Here is a 15600-nt window from a genome sequence, read left to right as displayed (position 1 = left end):
GACCTAGCCCTCGTCCAGCTCGATCGAATAGTTTTCGATCACCGGGTTGGACAGCAGCTTCTGGCACATTTCCTCGACCCTCGCGCGCGCCGCGTCGCGGTCACGGCCCTCGATGTCGAGCTCGATCAGCTTGCCCTGGCGGGCGTCGGTGACCTCGTCATAGCCCATATTGTGCAGCGCGCCAGCGACGGCGGCGCCCTGGGGGTCAAGGACGCCGGGTTTCAGGTAGACGTGGATTTTCGCTTTCACGGGCTCGACTCGCTTGTGCTGGTCACGACATTTGGCCCCTGCATAAAGCGCTATCGCGTGCGGCGCAAATCCTCCTCGCAATGCCCGTCAGCGCAGCGGGACGGGCGCGCGCTGCGAACATCAAAAAACCGGCCGGAGCGAGGCTCCGACCGGTTCTCACGGAGGGTTTGCGGACCGGTTTGGCCGGTCCGCTCCAGGCGCTTAGCGCTGCTGGTTGTCCTTGCCGGGCTTCTTGCCGGGCTGGGACGGGTTCTGGGTGCCGCCCGGCTGCTTGTTGATGCCGCCTTGCTGCTGGTGCTGCGGCTTCTTGTTCCCGGTCTGACGGTCCTTCTTGGTTTCCGTCTCGCGGTTCTTGCCCTTGTCTTGGCTCATGGTCATCTCCTGAAGGTTATGAGCAACATCCAGGAAACGCCGGCCAAGGTCTGCAGTTCCCGCCGGTTCGGGCGATTTTTGCCGCCGGAGATGAGGTGCATTCTGAAGACAGCTTGGCAAGCCCATGCGCCGCCTCGCGAAGTGGCGAGGCGGCCGGGTGCAAACTATTTTCCCTGGCCGTCATTGGCAGCGGGGCGGGGGCCTTCGCGCATGACGCCGAGGCGTCGCGCCACTTCGGCATAGGCTTCCGTGACATTGCCGAGATCGCGACGGAAGCGGTCCTTGTCCATCTTCTCGTTGCTCTCCAGGTCCCACAGCCGGCAGCTGTCCGGGCTGATCTCGTCGGCCAGCACGGTGCGCACCATGTCGCCCTCGTAGTGACGGCCGAATTCCAGCTTGAAGTCGACGAGGCGGATGCCGGCGCCGGAGAACAGGCCGCACAGATAGTCATTGACCCGCAGGGTCAGCGCCATCATGTCGTCGATCTCCTGGGGGCTGGCCCAGTTGAAGGCAGTGATGTGCTCCTCGGAGACCATCGGATCGCCCAGCTCGTCCTTCTTGTAGTAGAATTCGACGATCGAGCGCGGCAGCTGCTCGCCTTCCGGCACGCCGAGACGCTCGGAGATCGAACCGGCAGCGACATTGCGGCACACCACTTCCAGCGGGATGATCTCGACCTGGCGGATCAGCTGCTCGCGCATATTGAGGCGCTTGAGAAAGTGGGTCGGAATGCCGATCCGGCCGAGCCCGACCATGATGTATTCGGAGATCCGGTTATTGAGTACGCCCTTGCCCTCGAGGGTGGCGTGTTTCTGGTTGTTGAACGCCGTTGCGTCGTCCTTGAAGTACTGGACCAGGGTTCCCGGCTCGGGGCCTTCATAGAGGATCTTGGCCTTGCCTTCGTAGAGTTTCTTGCGGCGGGACATGGGCGACGCTCCGGTCTCGGGCCCCCGAACTGCCGGTCTGGCAGGCGCAGAGCCGTGAAAAAGCGAGACGCGGCCCGAATCAGAGCCCGGACCGCGTGTCAGTCAGGCAAAATATAGGCGCGGGCACGGCTTCGCAACGCCTCGCCTGCGTGTGGGTCCAGATGCGCGCCAAAGATTGATTTAGCGGGCCCCGCAAGCTAGTCACTGAGGTCAATATTCCATCCTCGAGGAGAGACCCATGTCGGGCATTGATGATCGCGAAAAAGGCTTTGAGAACAAATTCGCGCACGACCAGGAAGTCGAGTTCAAGGCGACGGCCCGGCGCAACAAGATGCTCGGCCTGTGGGCGGCCGAGCTGATGGGCAAGAGCGGCGCCGATGCCGACGCCTATGCCAAGGCCGTCATCGCCTCCGATTTCGAGGAAGCCGGCGATCATGACGTGTTCCGCAAGGTGCGCGCTGATCTCGACGAGCACGAGGTCGAGCTGTCCGACCATCTCCTGCGCAAGAAGATGGACGAGCTGATGGCCGAAGCGCGGCTGCAGGTTAAGACTGGCAGCTGACCTTCAGTCAGGCGCATGCTTAGATGATTGGTCAGGCATGGGCCTGTAGCGTTCAAGGTGGGGTAGGTGGGGGATGTTGCCGGGGGCCGTAAAAGATCGCCAGAGTTCAGACCCCGACTGGATAGTCGCTCAACCAGCGATCAAGGGTGTTCGGCTCAAGGAGATGAAGAACATCCTGACACGCTCTGGCGTGACAACAGAGCATTATCGGATCGACTGGGAGGTTTCGGGACGGGCGATCCACCATATCATCAGCGTGCGCTACCTGCCGCGGAAGGTTTCGGCTTGGCATTGCCATGAGCACCAAGTCGACCACTTCTCGGTGATCAACGGCCAGTTCCGTGTCGTCCTGTTTGACGGACGCCCTGATTCCCCGACCAAGGGCACCGTGGAACAGGTCCGGCTCAGCGACCTTCGGCCCCTTGTCCTCGTCGTCCCTCCGGGGGTCTGGCACGGTGTTGAAAATCTCTGTCACACCGATGGCCTGGCGATCAACTTCTTCGACCGGCCCTATGATTACGAGAACCCCGACGAGTGGCGTCTGCCACAAGATACGGACCAAATCCCGTTCTCCTTCGATGTTGCGCCATGAGCGGCTCCAGCTTCGTGTTGACCCTGTTCTGCAATGACCCCGTCATTTCCGGATGGGCGTTGGAATCTGGCATTGATCGGATAGGTCCGGATCTGGAATGCCTGGGCAAGGCCGCGCGGCAGGCGAGTCTCGATTCCCGCATCTCCAGCCACACTCTTGAGGATGTCAGGACGGTCGCTGAGAGCCTGAACGGACAGGGGGATCTGACTGTCCGGATAAACCCTTTGCATGCCGGCAGCCGCAGGGAGATCGATACAATTGCCGGGCTGGGGGCAAATGGCGTCATCCTGCCTTTCTTCAAAACCGTGGAGGAGGTAGACGAGTTTTGTCGATTGGTGGGCGGACGAATGCGAACCACCCTCCTGCTGGAGACCATCCCGGCCTTCATGCGGCTCGACGCGATCCTGATGCGGGCCAAGGTCGATGAAATCCATTTCGGGTTGCAGGACCTGCACCTGTCCGCAGGGCTCGCCCATCCTGGAGAAGTCCTCGTTAGCCATGCCCTGGAGGCCGCTGTCGATCGAGTGCGTCAATCCGGTCGGGAGGTGATGGTGGGGGGCGTGGCCAGGGTTGGTGACAACAGCCTGCCCCTGAATGCCGATGATTTCCTTGCGGTGCAGGCGCTCCTCGGGTCTGGGGGAGCTTTCGTGTCCCGGTCCTTCATGGTGGGAATAGACGGGCGAGCGGTGTTAAAGGAAGAGGTGCAGCGCCTGCGGTCGGCGTATGACAGACTGCGGCGGAGTGAGCGCGCAGAGCTCGAGGCCGCAAGGACCCGATTGCTGGCCAATTGGGATCCACAACGCCCGGCTGATCGCTGATGGTGGCGGGGGGCGGTGCTGACCAGCGAATGCTGATCGGCGTTTTGATGCCCGATCCCGGGGCCCTGTACAAATACGGCTTTCTGGCGCGCCTGATGGACGCGCGCGTCGAAGCTTGGCGACAGGCCGGACATGACGTGCTGGAGTTGCGCCGAACGGATACCCGGTTCTTCAATAAGCTTGCCAAGCTTTGCGACGCGAAGTCTGCAGTCCTGTTTCTCGGTTACGCCTTCAACCTGGCGCTAAGTCATCGTCAAGCAGAACCGGTGAACGTTTCCGATATCGTGGATTGTCCAGTATTTGGCATGATCGGTGATCATCCTTTTGCACACTTTCTTGTTGAAGACATAGTTGGATTATCGTCGTCACTTCGTCTGTTCGGCCGTGAACCGGGGTATGAAATCGCGCACAAGTTCCTGCGACCCGGCGGTCCCGACCTGGTTCCTCTGACCGGACTGCCCGTGGGCGAAGTTGCGGACACAGGTGCCGCCAACCTCAACGAAGATCGGGATATTGACGTTCTCGTTCCCATGGATTTGAGATCTGGAGTTCCAGATGCTGAATTTATCGGATCCGAAGCAGAGAAAATCGGTTTCCCTCGCCCCCTTTCCAAGCGCCTGATTGCGGCTCTCAAGGACGAGTATGAGGTTTATCCTTGGACAATATTCGCGGAGATCGTCGAGGACTCCTTCGGAGTGCCACTGACGCAATTGGCGCGCTCGGACAAGCAAAGGGTCGCGCTGGCGAAATGCCTGAACCTGATAGATCTGCGTATCAGGGCTGACCGGCGGCAATCGATGGTACGCCGCTTGGCGGGTTGTGATCCGGGATTGCGTATTGCCATTCTCGACGAGCCGACAGGTCGGTCTCTCGCCCCATCAAACATCGAATATCTGGGCAAGCGGGATGCACAGGAATATTTTCGTCTGCTTGCGCGTACGAAGGTGACGCTTTTTGTTCATCCGACCTATCCCGGGATGATCAACGGCCGGGTTGTCAACGCTTTGAGCGCGGGGAGCAGCGTCGTGTGCGACCCGAACCCCTGTCTGGAGAATCGGTTCGGTCCAGACGACGGTGTCTTCGTGGTCGATCAGGGCACTGATCTGGGCGAGGTGGTTCAGGTGGCAATGGCTGCCAGCGTCGCAGGTGTCGAGGCGGGGCAAAGGAAAGTCTCAGCGGAAATTGCCTCCGCCAGCCTGGAAGGTCAGATGCTGACCCATTTTCATCGCAGTGTGCTGTAGCCGAGCCGGCATCTTTTTTCGGCGTGGACGGCAGGGTCTTCGGACGGTGAAGCCGGCTAGCGTGTGCGGGATAATAAATTAAAGTGGGGCCAGGCTCCCCCCGTCGCTTCGATTGATTTACAAGGGGGATGGCAAGGCGGTGCGGCATTTCCCCAATTGTAGCGGGGACGGTCGTTGCCCATTGTGTTCCCAGAGCAATGCGGCAAACTGGTTGATGCGACGCTTGGCCGCCTCGCTCAACGTGCAGTCCGCAGCGATACTGGGCAGAAGTCCGGTCGCTTAGAAAGTATTCGAGTCTGGTGTGAGCGCTTTTTCGCTGCTTTTGACCGTCGCATCCGGCGACACGGTCAGTCCTTCGGGCTCGGCGATGCGCGTGGTCTTCCCAGACGCCGGCGGCAAGGACACCGAGCTGTCCGCGCAGATGTGTGCTGCGGTAGCAGCGGAGTGGCGAAGCAGGGGGCTGGGTGCACGCGGACCGGACGAGGCGGTCGGCGAACATCGGTCCGGGGATATTCTGATCGAGGTGGCGGGCGGGCCACGGCGTGCGGTCACCGCCCGCATGGTCGAGGTGGGACCTCAAGGCACCCGCCGGACCCTGGTGGACGAGCTGACCAGCGTCACCATGGATGCGCCCACGATCGAGCCGACGATACGCCAGCTGGCACGCAGCTTGGCGGATGTATTAATGGACCGGACGGGCGAGGACCGGACTGCAGGACAAGGAACGGGGAGTAAGCCATGAGCTGCCACGACCACCATTTCAAACTTCATGATCTTATCGAGTCCCTTGGGGATGATGTCAGCACGGCGTCGATCCTGACTTTCCGTTCCGACGGAGCCGCAGCCGGTGGCGCGGGTGCACCGCCGCGACCGCAGTATTCCGACATCCCGGCCAATACCTCGACGACTGCGAACATCACGGTGGGTGGCACCTATACGGGCGAGCTCGAAGTGGTCGGTGACCATGACTGGATCCGGGTCGAGCTGGTGGCCGGAACGGCCTATACGATCTCCCTGGACGGCACGGGTGCAGACGCTCTCATCGACCCGTTCCTGCGGGTCATGGATGCGAGCGGCACCGAGCTTACCTTCAACGATGATGGCGGGCCGGGGCGCAATGCCAGCCTGACCTTCATTCCTGAAACATCGGGCGTCTACTACCTGTCAGCGGCGGCCTGGGATGACCGGTATACCGGCACCTACACGCTTTCGGTGAACGAGCGCGCTCCGCTTGAGGAGTATACGGTCCCGCAGGTCGCCGACTTCCTCAATTCGGAATACTGGGGCGGGTCGACGCGGTCCTGGGACGTGAGTGTCGGTGACACCATTACCGTCAATCTTACAGGGCTTCCTGTCGCCACCCGAGCCGTGGCTCGCATGGCGTTGGACCTGTGGACGGACGTAACCGGCATCATCTTCCAACAGGTTCAATCCGGTGGACAGATTGTCTTCGATGACAATGACGAGGGCGCCTATGCCTCTTCTACCGTGACCAATGGACATATCGTGTCGGCGACAATCAATATCGCCTCCGACTGGTATGGCACGGCGCCGAGTGTTCTCAACAGCTACTGGCTGCAGACCTATATCCACGAAATCGGACATGCGCTCGGGCTCGGTCATGGCGGCAATTACAACGGGGATGCGGAGTACGCGACCGATGCGCTGTACCTGAACGACTCCACCCAGATGTCGATCATGTCGTATTTCTTCCCGTCGGAGAATCCGAACATCGATGCGTCGTTCCGGTTCACCCTGACGCCGCAGATCGCTGACATCTATGCGGTCCAGGCGCTGTACGGCACGCCCACGAACACGCGGGCAGGTGACACGGTCTACGGCTTCAACTCGAATGCCGGCCGGGCCGTGTTCGACGCCAACAGCTTCACTGCACGGAATTTCCCGAGCATCACTATCTTCGACTCCGGCGGCATTGATACACTCGATTATTCAGGTTTCTCCGACAATCAGGTGCTCGATCTGCGCGAAGGCGGCATTTCCAGTATCGGTGGCGAGACCGGCAATCTGATCATCTCTCTGGGCACGGTGATCGAGAATGCCATTGGCGGTTCCGCGCATGACGTCATCACAGGCAACGCGGCCAATAACGACCTCCGCGGTGGTGCCGGTAATGACACGATATATGGCGGCGATGGGACCGACCTTCTTGTCGGCCAGCTCGGCAATGACACGCTGCGGGGCGAGGCCGGCTACGATATTCTCCACGGCAATGAAGGCGATGACACCATTTTCGGTGGCGACGGCAATGACCGGGCCTATGGCGGCCTGGGCGCCGACACGCTGGATGGCGGGGCCGGGATCGACACCCTGTTCGGCAATGAGGGTGCGGACACCATCTCCGGTGGAGATGATGGTGATTTCATCTACGGCGGCGACGGCAATGACGTCGTAAACGGCGGCAATGGCGCCGATCGCCTGTGGGGCGAGCTCGGCAACGACAGCCTGTACGGAGACGCCGGGAATGATGTCATCCAGGGCGAGGACGGCGATGACCGCCTGTATGGCGGGACCGGCGATGACCGGATGTATGGCGGCCTCGGCAATGACATCCTCGAAGGCGGGGAGGGTATCGACACCCTGTTCGGCAATGATGGCATCGACACCATCTCCGGCGATGCCGGAGGAGATTTCATCTGGAGCGGCGCCGGCAATGATATCGTCTACGGTGGCGACGGATCCGACCGGTTGCTGGGCGAGTCCGGTGACGACACCCTTTACGGAGAAGCAGACCACGACGTCCTGGTCGGCGATACCGGCAATGACCTGCTTTACGGCGGGACCGGTAATGACCGGATGTATGGCGGCGACGGCACGGACACGCTCGAGGGTGGCGCCGGAATTGACATGCTGCACGGCCAGGCGGGGATCGACACGCTCTCCGGCGGCGCCGACCGGGACTACCTCTGGGGTGGTGCCGACAATGACGTGCTGAACGGCGGGTCCGGCGACGACTTCCTGATGGGGGAAGCCGACGACGACATCCTCAACGGTGAAGATGGCAATGATGTGCTGCGCGGCGATTCCGGCAATGACACCCTCGAAGGTGGTGCCGGCGATGATCGGCTCTATGGCGGGACGGGCATTGATACGCTGAATGGTGGATCGGGTGTCGACGCGATGTTCGGCGATGATGGCAATGATGTGCTGTCGGCCGGCGACGGCGACGATTATGTCCGCGGCGGCGCCGGCGATGACATCGTCAATGGCGATGCGGGTGGCGATCGCATGTTCGGGGATGCGGGTGCCGACACGATGAATGGCGGTGCCGGGAAGGACTATATCGACGGCGGAGCCGGCAATGACCGGCTCGAGGGCGGTGCTGGCAATGACACGCTGATTGGCGGCGCAGATACCGACACGGCCGTGTTCAGCGGCGCGTATGCTGATTACACGCTGGAATACGTGCCATCGAACGGTCTTGTCCGGGTCACCGACAATCGCGCCGGCAGTCCGGACGGTATTGACCGTCTCTTCGAGATCGAGGCGCTGAGCTTCTCTGACGGTGCGGTGGCCGTGAACGGTGGATCGTTCGACTTCACGCCCAACGCCAAGCCGCTTTCGAGCGAGTTCATTTATGTTGCGGGCGAGGTCGTCGACACCAATCCGCACGTCGATCAGCTCGAGCTGGCCTGGACCACCGGCGAGCCTCTGTCTGCCACCGATATCGACGCTTCGGAGACGGCAGCGGGGATGGCACTGGCAGACTGGTTCAATTCGCAGCAGGACGACCAGGCCGACATCTGGTCCTGACCCCATCCGGTCCGACGCACCACCAACGCGCCTTCCCGCCGGGAGGGCGCGTTCTGGTATCCTGCGCGAAGTCCTATCTGGCGGGCGGGTTCTGGAAGGCGTGCGGTTGGGGTCTGGGCGGCACATCCAGGGCCGTCGAAGGCGAGTGCAGGCCTCCGCTCGTATGGGATATCGCCCTGGCCAGCGCGATCAGCATGGCGTCCCGGTCATACTGCACGGTTATGACTTCGATCACCTGTTCCTGCTCGCGGTCGTAAAGCACGATGAAGCCCGCGCGGCCGGCGAGTCGGTCGTACAGGGTCACGAGACCCTCGCGAGCCGCGTGTTCGCGCTCTGAGCGTCGGGAACCGAAGGAAAAGTCGAACTCGACCCAGTCCACAGGCGCCGCCTCGAAGTGCGGCCGCACGTCCTGCATGCGTGCCTCGATGACGTGGCAGGGGCCGCACCAAGCGGCATTGAAGGTGATCACGGCGAGGCGGTTCTGCTCAGCGCGCGCCGGCACCGGTTGGGCCATAGCGGCCGCGCTCGCCGCCAGCAGCAGGATCAAACAGGTCAGGACACAGCGCATTCCGGTCACCTCGACACAGGACTGCATTTCAGCACGGACGCCCGCCTTCGCCCAGCAGCTGGTGATCACAGGCGCGTCAGGCGTCCGGTTCTTGACGCACCAGGCCGGGCAGGCCGTCGATCGAGGTTGCGTTGCCGGCAAAGCGCTTGGCTTGCCATTCCTCGTCGGTCCGGTGGGCATTGACCCGGATCAGCTGGTCGCGCTCCGATTTGAACTCGTAGAAGGGTACACCCCAGCCACAACTGTCCTGGATGCGGGTGATGCGGGCGGTGATGACGCCGCGCGCCTTGGGGAAATCGCCAAACAGGGCGCGCTTCTCGGCAAAGCCCGGCTCGTTGAAATGCACCACGTCCGCCTGACCGTACAGGCGCAGGATATTGGCGGCGCCTTCGAAGGCGCAGAACATGAAGGTGATGCGCCCGTTCTCGCGCACATGGGCGGCAGTCTCGATGCCCGACCCCCCGAGGTCGAGATAGGCCACGGTGTGGTCGTCGAGGATGCGGAAGCTGTCATAGCCCTTGGGCGACACGTTGACGTGCCCGTCGCTGCCGGAGGGCGCGGTCGCCACGAAGAACATCTTCTGCGCCTCGATGAAGGCGCGGACGCGGTCGTCGATATGGTCGTAGATCTTGCCCAAGACTGCGGCTTTCCTGGTTCGGACAACGGGCGGCCACGCCGCCTGAATTCCCATTATTTCCTTGCCGAGATGACGCCTCAGGGCCTTCACTCAGTCAAGGGCGCGACGCGCCGCGGAGCGGTTACACCCTTGACTGAGTGAAGGCCCTGAGGCCCGCTGGCTTTCAAGGGAACAATGGTACCACCTGCGCTATCGCGCCGTGTCCGCACGGGCTGCTGAATTGCGTCCGCTACTCCCCGAACACCCGCGCGAAAATCGTGTCGACATGCTTCATGTGGTAGGCCTCGTCGAAACAGGCCTCGATCTGATCGTCCGACAGCATGGCGGTGACTTCATCGTCTGCCTTGAGATGGTCGACCAGCATGCCGCCTTCATCCCAGGTCTTCATGCCATTGCGCTGCACCAGCCGGTAGGACACCTCGCGCGAGGCGCCGGCCTGGGTCAGGGCCAGCAGGACGCGCTGGGAATTGTGGATGCCGCCATAGGCGTTGAGGTTTTCCGCGCAGCGCTCGGGATGCACGATGAGCTTCTCGATCATGCCGGCGGTGCGGTACAGGGCAAAATCCAGGTGCACATTGGCGTCCGGACCGATGCCGCGCTCGACCGAGGAGTGCGAGATGTCGCGCTCGTGCCAGAGGGCGACATTCTCCATGGCCGGCACCACCGCCGAGCGCACCAGGCGGGCCTGGCCGGTCAGGTTCTCGGTCAGGATCGGATTGCGCTTGTGCGGCATGGCCGACGAGCCCTTCTGGCCTGGTGAGAAGTATTCCTGGGCCTCGCGCACTTCGGAACGCTGCAGGTGGCGCACCTCGATGGCGATGTTCTCGATGGCCGAGGCGATCAGGCCCAGCACGGCGAAATAGTGGGCGTGGCGGTCGCGCGGGATGACCTGGGTCGAGACCGGCTCGACGGTCAGGCCCATCTGCTCGGCGACATGCGCCTCGACCGCCGGGTCGACATTGGCGAAGGTGCCGATGGCGCCGGAAATTGCGCAGGTGGCGATCTCCTCGCGGGCCCGCACCAGGCGCTCGCGGTTGCGCGCGAACTCGGCGTAGAAGCGGGCGAATTTCAGCCCCATCGTGGTCGGCTCGGCATGGATGCCGTGCGAGCGGCCGATGCAGGCGGTGTACTTGTGCTCTTCAGCGCGGGTCTTGAGGGCGGCCAGCACGCGGTCCATGCCCTCCAGCAGCAGGTCGGCGCTGTCGCGCAGCTGCACCGCCAGGCAGGTGTCCAGCACGTCCGACGAGGTCAGACCCTGGTGCACGAAGCGGCTTTCCTCGCCGACATGCTCGCCGAGATGGGTCAGGAAGGCGATGACGTCATGCTTCACCTCGGCCTCGATCTCGTTGATCCGGTCGACGTCGAACTCCACATCCTTCGCCTTCCACACCGCCTCGACCGCCGATTGCGGCACCACGCCAAGCTCGGCCAGCTTCTCCGTCGCGTGCGCCTCGATCAGATACCAGATCCGGTACTTGTTCTGATCCGACCAGATGGCGGCCATTTCGGGACGGGAATAACGGGGAATCATGCGGGTGCTCCGGCGTGCGGGATGGAGAAGCGCGGGGGATGCGACGGAATGGCGGGGAGGTCAAGGGGCAGGGGTCCAGTCTGCCGGAAGAGTCGGCAATTGCGGTGCGCTGGCACGCTTAATAGGGTGAGGCAAGGGAGGGGAAGTCATGCCGAACGCAATCAGATGGATCGGGGCGGGTGTGGTGTCTGCTTGGGCAGGTCTCATGGCGGCCTGCACGCCCGCCGGGGCCCCGGCCGGCTTGGCCATGCAGAACGGGGATGTCGGACCAGGCGAGCAGCTGGGCGCTGTGGTCGAGCGTTATCAGGCGCTCGGTCGGCAGCATGGAGTCGTGCTGGTCATGCGAGGCGATGAGACCCTGCTGTCGGTGTCGTCCGGCATGGCCGATTATGAATGGTCTGTCCCCAATACGCTCGACGCCAAGTTCGGGCTCGGTTCGATCGGCAAGCTGTTTACAGCCCAACTCGTTGGCCGCGCTGTCGCCGACGGCATGATCGAGTTCGACACCCCGGTCGGAAACATCCTGGGCGACCTTCCGGACGGTCTGGGCGAACAGATCACCATCCGCCACTTGCTGGCCCACCAGTCGGGCCTGGCGGACTTCCTCAACGATGCCGGCGCTGACGAGGTCGCGGATATCGATTATCGCCGGCGGACGGCAGGCGAGCTGGTCGAATTAGCCTTCGCACAGCCCCTGGAGTTCGAACCGGGCAGTGCGGTGGATTACTCGAATTCCGGCTATCTGGTGTTGAAGCTGGTCCTCGAAGCGCTGCACGACCGGCCGTATTGCGAGCTCCTGGAAAGTGACCTTCTCGAGCCATTGGGCATGCACGACACCGGCTGCATGGTGGCGCACCGGGTCTATGGCCAACTGGCCTATGGCCATGAGGTGCGCAATGGCGAGGTGTGGCGGGTCGGACCGCTGACCAATGGCGATGTCGAGGGGGTGCCGTACAGCACGGCAGCCGACCTCGCGCGTTTTGCTGCGGCCTATAACCGGGCCACCCTGCTACCGGCATCGGTGCACGCCGAAATGCAGCGCCCGCATGGCGCCGATGCCTGGCTGTCGGAAGCCCAGGGCGGGGTGCACCAGTTCGGTCTCGGCATCGAGATATTCGACCTCGCCCAGCTGTCGCCAGAGCTGAGGGGGCGGATATACACCCATGGCGGAGGCGCGGCAGGCTATGCCGCGATGTTGCAGATGATACCGGGCGAAACGCGGGAGGACGACATCGCGATCATCGTGCTCAACAACCTCCGTGCCGACCCGATCTATCCCGAGCTTGTGCTGACGCTCCTGGGAATGGACGCGGCGCTGCCGGACGGCACCTCGCGCTGGCCGGTGGACGAGGAGTAGGGACGGATCCAGTCCCGGAGCCTGTACCGGGCGCGGTCAGCCAAAGGACTCCCAATCGATCTCGGCATGCCGATCCAGCGCCTTCGCCGTATCCGGCATGTCGTATTTCAGCCCTGACCCGCAATTGAACAGCACCACGTCGGCGTCCTTCTCGATCAGTTTTTCGGCGATGGCGCGCTGCATGGCGGCCAGGGTCGCGGCGCCTTCGGGGCAGAGGAGGAGGCCGTCCTCGCGGGCGCATGTCTGGCGGGCGCGTTCGATGGCGCCCTCCGACACCGACAGGGCGACCCCGCCGCTGGCGCGCACGGCATCGAGAATGAGGAAATCGCCGATCGCCTTGGGCACGCGGATACCCATGGCGGCGGTGGTCGCGTCGAGCCATTCCTCGGCATGGCGCTCGCCCATTTCGAAGGCGCGGACGATGGGGGCGCAGCCGGTCGCCTGGACGGCGAACATCTTGGGCCGTTCCGGGCCGATCCAGCCGAGTTCTTCCATCTCGTCGAAGGCCTTCCACATGCCGATCAGGCCGGTGCCGCCACCGGTCGGGTAGAAGATGGCGTCGGGCAGTTTCCAGCCCCGCTGGGCGGCCAGTTCCAGCCCCATCGTCTTCTTGCCCTCGATCCGGTAGGGCTCCTTCAGGGTCGACACGTCGAACCAGCCCATCTTCTCCTTGCCCTCCGCGACCAGGGCGCCGCAATGGTGGATCAGGCCGTTGACGCGGTAGACATGGGCGCCCTGCAGCGCCATTTCGCGCAGATTGACCTCCGGCGTGTCCTCCGGGGCAAAGCACCAGCTTTCCATGCCCATGCGGCTGGCATAGGCCGACAGGGCGGCACCGGCATTGCCATTGGTTGGCATGGCCAGACGCCTGAGGCCGAAGGAATGGGCCATGGCGACGGCGAGGGCGAGACCGCGGGCCTTGAACGAACCGGTCGGCAGGCGGCCCTCATCCTTGACCGTGACCCGGCCGGTGGCACCGGACGCCTTGGCCGTGGCCGGCACGTCGATCAGGGGCGTGTCGATCTCGCCAAGGCTGCACACATCATTGTCGTCGATGACAGGCAGGAGTTCGCGCCACTTCCAGAATCCGCCATCGCGGGCGGCAATGGCTCCGCGATCGATCGACGCCCTGGCCTTGCCGAAATCGTATCGGGCCAGCAGCGGCTTGCCGGCACGGGAGAGATTGTGGGGCTGGTCCTTGTCGTACCGCTCACCGGTCTCGGAACATTCCAGATGAGAGAAGAAATTGGCCTGGACCTGCATGCGCACGAACTCCGGTTGGAAACTTGTTACAGACATCAAGACAGAACCGCGACGCTTGCAAAAGCGCCGCGGTCAGGAAACGCCGCTCAGGCTGCGGTCGTTCGGAGGGGATTCGGGTATCAGGCGCCGGCACTCAGCGGCACATTGATCACGCCGGTGACATGGGCCACGTCGACCGGGCCGCCCGCGACGGGCAAACCGTCGAGCGTGATGCGGCCGTCGACGGCGCGCAGGCGGTAATTGGCATCAAATTCGTGCGGGGCCGGGGCAAAGTCGCGCGGGGCGGCGGTGGGCAGCTGACCGGACGGGAAGCGGACAAACTCGGCGATGGCGGCGCGTTTGCCGTTCTCGTGGTCGCTCAGGTTATAGCGCAGCAGCAGATCGTCGATCGCGGTGCCGTCTTCGCGGGTCACGGCGACCTGCACGACAAAGTCGTCCTGATCTGTCCACCAGGTCTCGACCAGGTCGAGGTCGCCGATGGATATGTCGGTGCGCTCGATGACCTGGTCCAGGAAGCCCTCGGTCATGTCGGTGACCATGTCGCCCGTGCGGCTGTCGAAGATGCGCATGTCCGGGATGCCGCCCTTGTTGCAGTCGGCGACCAGGACGTGGCTGGCCTGGGCGTCCGGACTGAACGAGATGCGGAAGTTGCGATCATGCGGCACGGTCGGCATGGAGACGGTGAACATAGGCTCCACGGCAAAGCGGCCGCTGTCGTCAAACGCTAGGAAATGAACCTCGCGGGCACCATCGCGCTGGGCAGCCACGACGCCGCCCTGGAGTTCGGTCTCGGCGACCGGTTCCATGGCGACGACGCTGCGCGGCGGCTCTGAGGCTTCGCCCGCGGAGCAGGCCGCCACCAGGGCGGCGCTCGACACGGCGGCGAGGATATTGATGGTACGCATGACACGGGCCTCGTGGACTTCGTTCGTGTTCAAATCTCATGCAAGCAACGCGGTCCCCGCGTGCAGGGTTCCGACCCAATCTCGGTTGGCGCCGGTTTGGCCTGCCATGACTGGCAAACTGACCGTCAAAGCAGGCCGAGCGTCTTGAAGCTGGCCGTGTTCTCGCGGCCGATCACCAGGTGGTCGTGGACCACGATGTCGAAGGGTTTGCAGACCTCCGCGAGACTGCGCGTCATTTCGATGTCAGCCTGGCTCGGTGTCGCGTCACCGGACGGATGGTTGTGCACGAGGATCAGGGCGGAGGCCTCTTGGGCGAGGGCGCGCTTGACCACTTCGCGCGGGTAGACCGGAGCGTGGTCGATGGTGCCGCGCCCAAGCACCTCGTCGCTGATCAGCTTGTTCTTGCGGTCCAGGAACAGCACCCGGAACTGCTCGGTCGTGGCGTGCTGCATGGCGATGCGGCAGTAATTGATCAGCGCCGACCACGAGGCGATGACCGGGCGGCCGATGACCTGTTCACGCGCCAGCCGCTCGGCCAGGGCAGCGATCAGCTTGAGTTCCGCCGCCGTCTTGGCACTGACCCCGTCGATCGCGGTCAGCTGATCTGTCGGGGCGTGAGCCACACCGCCGAGATCGCCGAAGCGGGCGATCAGCGCCTTGGCAATCGGCTTGACGTCGCGGCGTGGGATGGAGCGGAACAGGTAGAGCTCGAGCAGCTCGTAGTCGTGCAATGCCTCGCCGCCAGCCGAAGCCAGCTTCGATCGCAGGCGTTCGCGGTGACCGGTATGGTGCGCCGCGTCCGCCATGG

General features: G+C 63.3%; 16 protein-coding genes. 7 read left to right on the top strand and 9 right to left on the bottom strand.

Features of this window, described 5'->3' with window-relative positions; all coding sequences use genetic code 11:
• Positions 1-3: 3 nt before the first annotated feature.
• The 3 genes from purS to purC all read right to left on the bottom strand — a co-directional run bounded on the left by purS (position 4) and on the right by purC (position 1547).
• Positions 4-249 (bottom strand): phosphoribosylformylglycinamidine synthase subunit PurS, encoded by a 246-nt coding sequence (gene purS / locus ACXYMR_RS00250; RefSeq protein ID WP_458940731.1) that lies wholly within the window; start codon positions 247-249, stop codon positions 4-6.
• A 201-nt stretch (positions 250-450) separates the two neighbouring features.
• On the bottom strand, positions 451-621 hold the full coding sequence (locus ACXYMR_RS00245; protein ID WP_458940730.1) for a hypothetical protein: 171 nt from the start codon (positions 619-621) through the stop codon (positions 451-453).
• Positions 622-785: 164 nt separating this feature from the next.
• A complete protein-coding gene (gene purC / locus ACXYMR_RS00240; protein ID WP_458940729.1) occupies positions 786-1547 on the bottom strand; it encodes a phosphoribosylaminoimidazolesuccinocarboxamide synthase in 762 nt (253 codons plus the stop codon).
• A gap of 238 nt (positions 1548-1785) precedes the next feature.
• Between purC and ACXYMR_RS00235 the strand changes: the two genes are divergently transcribed.
• The 6 genes from ACXYMR_RS00235 (at position 1786) to ACXYMR_RS00210 (ending at position 8531) form a co-directional block, all read left to right on the top strand.
• Complete coding sequence (locus tag ACXYMR_RS00235; protein WP_458940728.1) at positions 1786-2109, top strand: DUF1476 domain-containing protein; 324 nt, start codon at positions 1786-1788, stop codon at positions 2107-2109.
• 163 nt (positions 2110-2272) lie between these two features.
• Positions 2273-2701 (top strand): dTDP-4-dehydrorhamnose 3,5-epimerase family protein, encoded by a 429-nt coding sequence (locus ACXYMR_RS00230; protein ID WP_458940727.1) that lies wholly within the window; start codon positions 2273-2275, stop codon positions 2699-2701.
• The gene (locus ACXYMR_RS00225) at positions 2698-3519 is read left to right on the top strand and encodes an aldolase/citrate lyase/malate synthase family protein (protein ID WP_458940726.1); all 822 of its coding nucleotides are present in this window, start codon (positions 2698-2700) and stop codon (positions 3517-3519) included. Before ACXYMR_RS00230 ends, ACXYMR_RS00225 begins: the two co-directional genes overlap by 4 nt.
• A 29-nt stretch (positions 3520-3548) precedes the next feature.
• Positions 3549-4760, top strand: a complete 1212-nt coding sequence (locus ACXYMR_RS00220; protein ID WP_458940725.1) for a glycosyltransferase family protein — start codon at positions 3549-3551, stop codon at positions 4758-4760.
• Between the two features lie 301 nt (positions 4761-5061).
• Entirely contained in the window at positions 5062-5502 is a 441-nt protein-coding gene (locus tag ACXYMR_RS00215) for a hypothetical protein (protein ID WP_458940724.1), read from the top strand.
• Positions 5499-8531: a M10 family metallopeptidase C-terminal domain-containing protein gene (locus ACXYMR_RS00210; RefSeq protein ID WP_458940723.1), complete on the top strand. Its 3033-nt coding sequence runs from the start codon at positions 5499-5501 to the stop codon at positions 8529-8531. Before ACXYMR_RS00215 ends, ACXYMR_RS00210 begins: the two co-directional genes overlap by 4 nt.
• Before the next feature lie 73 nt (positions 8532-8604).
• Here ACXYMR_RS00210 and ACXYMR_RS00205 read toward each other — a convergent pair whose 3' ends face one another.
• The 3 genes from ACXYMR_RS00205 to purB all read right to left on the bottom strand — a co-directional run bounded on the left by ACXYMR_RS00205 (position 8605) and on the right by purB (position 11267).
• A complete protein-coding gene (locus tag ACXYMR_RS00205; RefSeq protein ID WP_458940722.1) occupies positions 8605-9099 on the bottom strand; it encodes a hypothetical protein in 495 nt (164 codons plus the stop codon).
• 76 nt (positions 9100-9175) lie between these two features.
• The gene (locus ACXYMR_RS00200; RefSeq protein ID WP_458940721.1) at positions 9176-9736 is read right to left on the bottom strand and encodes a pyridoxamine 5'-phosphate oxidase family protein; all 561 of its coding nucleotides are present in this window, start codon (positions 9734-9736) and stop codon (positions 9176-9178) included.
• A 229-nt stretch (positions 9737-9965) separates the two neighbouring features.
• Complete coding sequence (purB, locus tag ACXYMR_RS00195) at positions 9966-11267, bottom strand: adenylosuccinate lyase (RefSeq protein WP_458940720.1); 1302 nt, start codon at positions 11265-11267, stop codon at positions 9966-9968.
• Positions 11268-11415: 148 nt separating this feature from the next.
• Between purB and ACXYMR_RS00190 the strand changes: the two genes are divergently transcribed.
• Positions 11416-12624, top strand: a complete 1209-nt coding sequence (locus ACXYMR_RS00190) for a serine hydrolase domain-containing protein (RefSeq protein WP_458940719.1) — start codon at positions 11416-11418, stop codon at positions 12622-12624.
• 36 nt (positions 12625-12660) lie between these two features.
• Here the strand turns inward: ACXYMR_RS00190 and ACXYMR_RS00185 are convergent, their stop codons facing one another.
• The 3 genes from ACXYMR_RS00185 to radC all read right to left on the bottom strand — a co-directional run bounded on the left by ACXYMR_RS00185 (position 12661) and on the right by radC (position 15598).
• Complete coding sequence (locus ACXYMR_RS00185; RefSeq protein WP_458940718.1) at positions 12661-13923, bottom strand: threonine synthase; 1263 nt, start codon at positions 13921-13923, stop codon at positions 12661-12663.
• A gap of 83 nt (positions 13924-14006) precedes the next feature.
• The gene (locus ACXYMR_RS00180) at positions 14007-14792 is read right to left on the bottom strand and encodes a hypothetical protein (protein ID WP_458940717.1); all 786 of its coding nucleotides are present in this window, start codon (positions 14790-14792) and stop codon (positions 14007-14009) included.
• Positions 14793-14917: 125 nt separating this feature from the next.
• Entirely contained in the window at positions 14918-15598 is a 681-nt protein-coding gene (gene radC, locus ACXYMR_RS00175) for a RadC family protein (protein WP_458940716.1), read from the bottom strand.
• Positions 15599-15600: the final 2 nt, after the last annotated feature.

The sequence above is a fragment of the Maricaulis sp. CAU 1757 genome (genome assembly GCF_054482675.1).
This window is presented reverse-complemented; position numbering and strand designations above follow the sequence as displayed.